Below are 4,623 nucleotides of genomic sequence, written 5' to 3'. Positions count from 1 at the left end.
CGGGCGTACGAGGCAGCCCGGCTGCCCGCGACAGCCGGGGTGGTGCTCGCCAACCGGGCCGCCCCGCCGGACGCCATCCTGCGGGAAGTGTGGCAGCGAACGGGTGACCGGCCGTTCACGCGCATCGAAGACGTGATCGACGTCAGCGAGCTGCGCGGCATTTCCGAGCGGTACAAAGAGGTCGCGGGCTTCTCTCCCGAGGCGCTGGAAGGCCCGTGACCCTCGGGGTGCGCTTTGAATCGTCATCCGGAACGTCTGGTTGACTTCTGTCCGTGGTTTCAATGGTTGACGCGGACTCGGCCGCCCCGCCCGCGTGGTTCACCGCCGCCCTCGCCGCTCCGGTGACACAGCGGGCGACGATGGTGGCGGATGCCCCGATCGCTTACCGGGCATGGGGCGAGCCTGGGGACCGCGGCATCGTGCTCGTACATGGCGGCGCGGCCCATTCACGCTGGTGGGACCACATCGGCCCGTTGCTTGCCAGCGACCGGCGCGTCGTTGCGATCGATCTCTCCGGGCACGGTGACAGCGGCCGGCGTCCCTCGTACAGTCTCGACGGGTGGGCGCGTGAGGTGCTCGCCGTCGCCGAAGACGCGGGGATCGCGGCGCCGCCCACGGTGATCGGGCACAGCATGGGCGGGCTCGTGACGCTGCGGGCCGCTGCCCTCTTCGGGTCAAGGATCGAGGGGGCGGTGGTCATCGATGCCCCTTTCCGCGAGAAGGCACCGGAAGAGAACGCGGCGCAGGAGCGGCGCGCCTTCGCGGAATTGCGCGTCTATCCGTCGAGGGAGGCGATCCTCGCCCGGTTCCGCCCGGTTCCTGATCAGCCAGCGATCGGCTACATCGCCGGTCACGTCGCCGCGGCGTCGATCCGTCAGGTGGACGGCGGCTGGACGTGGAAGTGGGATCCCGCCGTGTTCGACCGGGCGATGCCTCCGGCGCCGCTGGCCAGGGTCGACTGCCGGGTGGCGTTGTTCCGCGCTGAGCACGGCATCCTGTCCACAGAGCTCAGCGATGTGATGTATGACCGGCTCGGCCGCGTCGCCCCCGTCATCGAGATCCCCGCTTCGGCTCACCACATCATGCTTGACCAGCCCATCGCGCTCGTCGCCGCGATTCGGACGCTGCTTTCCGACTGGGACCATTCCCTGCCTGCCACGCCCCGCGACGCGTGAGCACCCCGGTCAGGGCAGCCCGCCCGCGGGATCCTGATGGTGCCAGAACGGCCTCGCCGAGGCTATGGTGGCAGGCGTAGCTACCAAGGCAGGCCTGTGACGTGGCACTAGCGCCTCCCCGGCTAATCGACCGGGGTGATCTTCTCGCGGCCCTGGACGACGCGGCGGCCAGCAAGGTCACGATCATCTCGGCCCCGGCCGGCAGCGGGAAGACGTCGCTGCTGCGCGCCTGGGCGGACCGTCCGGGTCAGCCGCGCCGGCTCGCCATCGTCCAAGTGCGGCGCGACCAGCAAGACGCCCAGGTTTTCTGCCTGGCCCTGCTCGACGCGGTCCGGCATGCCCGCGGGGCGCCCGGCGGCGCGGCAGCGCCGGCCGCGACACCGGACTTCAAAGCGCCGGCGATGGTCGACAGGGTACTCGCGGAGCTCGCGAAGGCCGGCCGCGACATCATGCTGGTCATCGAAGACCTACACGAGCTGCGCTCGCCGGAAACCTTCGGTCAGCTCACCCGGTTGCTGACGAGCCTGCCCGCCGGCGTGCACGCGCTGCTGACGACCCGCCGCGATCTGCCCCTGCGCCTTCATCAGCTGCGCCTGGCGGGTGAGCTCGCCGAGATCCGCGCGGCGGATCTGCGGTTCACCGAACACGAAACCCGCCAGCTTCTTGCCGCCTCGGGTCTCACGCTGTCGGACGCCGGGGTGACGCTGCTGCATCAGCGGACCGAAGGATGGGCCGCGGGCCTGCGGCTCGCGGCGCTCTCCCTGGCCGGTCACCCCGACCCGGAGCGTTTCGTCGCCGACTTCTCCGGCACTAACCGCGCCGTCGCCGAGTACCTGATCGCCGAAATGCTGGAGCGCCAGCCCGGCGATGTGGAGGACCTGCTGCTGCGCACCTGCCTGCTCGACCGGGTCAACGGCGAGCTGGCGGACCTGCTGACGGGCCGCCCCGGGTCGGACCGGATCCTGCTGCAGCTCGAGGACGCGAACGCGTTCGTGCTGTCGCTGGACCCCGAGCGGACCTGGTTTCGCTACCACCACCTGTTCGGGGATCTGCTCCGGCTGGAACTGCGCCGGACGCTGCCGGATCAGGTGCCGGCGCTGCACCGGCGGGCGGCGGGATGGTTCAGCGAGCACGGGCAGGCTATCGACGCCATCCGGCATACCCAGGCGGCGGGGGACTGGTCTGACGCGGCCCGGCTGCTCGCCGACCATTCGTTCAGCCTGACGCTGGACGGGTACGCGCAGACCATGGACGCGCTGACGCGGGCGTTCCCTCCTGGCGAGGATCACCCGGAGCTGGCCCTGGTGCGCGCCGGGACCGATCTTGTCCAGGGCCGCCTGGATGAGGCGGCCGCGCACCTGGCGGTCGCCGAGACCTACACGGGGACCGCGCCGCCGGATCGGCAGCACCGGCTCCGGGTGGCGATCGCGTCGCTGCAGCTATCGCTGGCCAGACGGCGGGGTCACCTGGCGGGGGTCGTCGAACAGGTCAGGTTTCTCGGCTCTCCGGTGACCGGGCAGTCCGACGAGGACATCGCGCTGGACAGCGACCTGCGAGCGGTGGCGCTGATGAACCTGGGGACCGTTGAGGCATGGTCCCTGGCCCTGCCCGACGCCGAGCGTCACCTGCGGGAGGGCGCCGCGCTGGCCCGCCAGATCGACCGGCCCTACCTGGAAGCCAGCTGTCTCGCTCAGCTCGCGTTCGCGTCGAAGATCCACTCGTTCGCCACCACCCAGCAGCGCTGTCGCGAGGCGATCGCGCTCGCCGAGCGGCACGGCTGGGGCACCGAGCCGGTGATCGCGCCGGCGCTGGTAACGCTGACCAGCACGATGGTGTGGACCGGGGAGTTCGCCGAGGCCGAGCGATGGCTGCGGCGCACGACGCAGGCCGTGCAGGCAGACACCGGGCCGGACATCAGGCTGCTGCTGCATCAGACGGCCGGGATGCTGCGGGCCTGCCGCGGCCGCGGCCTTGAGGCCCTTGAGGAATTCCGGGCGGCCGAACGCCTGCAGTCGCGGCTGGCGGGCCCGCACGCGCTGGCGAACCAGGTGACGGGCTGGCTGGTGGCCACCCAGGCCCGTCTCGGGATGACCGGCGAGGCCCGCGCAACGCTCGGCGCGCTGGATGACGAGCGGGCCGGATCGGGTGAGATCGGCAACGCACGGGCGGTGATCTGCCTGGCGGACGGCGACCCGGCCGCGGCGCTGGCCGCGGTGCGGGATGTGCTGGACGGGAGCGCACCGGTCATCGGGTACGTCACGATGGTGGAGGCCCGGCTGATAGCCGGGCTCGCCCATCGCGAGCTGGGTGACCGGCGCGCGGCGAACCAGGCGGCGGAGTGCGCGCTGGCGCTGGCGGAGGCTGACCGGCTGGTCTTGCCGTTCGCGATGACTGGCTCCCGGGAGCTGCTGGAGGCGCTGCCCGGACACGAGACGGCGCACGCCGCGCTGCGGGCCGACATCCTGGACGTCTTGCGCGGCGCGTCCGTGCCGGTCAACGACGACCGGGTGCCTGAACAGGCGGAGGAGCTGAGTCCCGGTGAACTGAAGGTGCTGCGGTACCTGCCGACGAACCTGTCGCGCCCTGAGATCGCGGCCGAGCTGTCAGTGTCGGTGAACACGGTCAGCACGCACATCCGCAGCATCTACGCCAAGCTCCAGGTGGCTGACCGCTCCGCGGCCGTGCAGCGCGCACGAGAACTGCGCCTGCTCGCCGCCGCGCGCTAGCGCTGAAGCCGGACCGCGGAATCACCGAATCCAGGTGACGGCCGCTCACCTTGCTCGCCGCTACGTTTGGGCACCATGAGCGCGAAGGTGGCGATCGTGGCCGGCGCGGGCGGTGCGCTTGGTCACGCGACAGCAATCACCCTCACCGCCGGCGGCCTCACGGTCGTGGCGGTCGACCGGAACGAGCGCGCGCTCGGCGACCTCCCCGACGACATCCGCCGCCAGGTCGCCGACCCCACCGACCCGGACGCGACGAAACAGATCGTCGACCGGATCGCCGGCGAGATCGGGCCCCCTGACGTGCTGGTGAACACCATCGGCGCCTTCCGTCCAGGAGACTTGCTCGCCACGACTCCCGACACGCTGCGGCTCATGATGGATGTCAACCTGGGACCCGCGCTGTGGCTGAGCCAGGCGGTCGCGCCGCACATGCAGCAGCAGGGTTCGGGTGTCATCGTGCACGTGGCCGCCCGTCCGGGGATCGACCCAACCGGCGGCATGACCGCGTACAGCGCGAGCAAGGCCGCTCTTGTTCACCTGACGCGCACCCTCGACGTCGAACTGCGCCCGCACGGGATCCGGGTGAACGCGGTCGCGCCGCAGCTGCTTGTTACTCCCGCGAACCGGAACATATTCCCTCCCGAGGTGCTGGCGCACGCGGTCGCGCCCGAGGCGATCGCCGGCGTGATCGCGTTTCTCGTCAGCGATGCCGCGGCGCCAGT

General features: G+C 71.3%; 3 protein-coding genes and 1 pseudogene. All 4 read left to right on the top strand.

Annotated elements, in window-relative coordinates; all coding sequences use genetic code 11:
• A pseudogene (locus WA805_RS02410) lies at positions 1-219 on the top strand (hypothetical protein); the annotation flags it as partial.
• Between the two features lie 62 nt (positions 220-281).
• Positions 282-1,175 (top strand): alpha/beta fold hydrolase, encoded by an 894-nt coding sequence (locus WA805_RS02405; protein WP_422282673.1) that lies wholly within the window; start codon positions 282-284, stop codon positions 1,173-1,175.
• A 101-nt stretch (positions 1,176-1,276) separates the two neighbouring features.
• Positions 1,277-3,901 (top strand): LuxR C-terminal-related transcriptional regulator, encoded by a 2,625-nt coding sequence (locus tag WA805_RS02400; RefSeq protein WP_425241547.1) that lies wholly within the window; start codon positions 1,277-1,279, stop codon positions 3,899-3,901.
• 75 nt (positions 3,902-3,976) lie between these two features.
• On the top strand, positions 3,977-4,623 hold a 647-nt coding region (locus tag WA805_RS02395), incomplete at its 3' end, for an SDR family NAD(P)-dependent oxidoreductase (protein ID WP_424564894.1).

This window comes from Trebonia sp. (assembly GCF_049794275.1).
GTDB lineage: Bacteria > Actinomycetota > Actinomycetes > Streptosporangiales > Streptosporangiaceae > Trebonia.
Note: the sequence above shows the minus strand (reverse complement) of the source record. Positions and strands in the feature narration are given on the sequence as shown.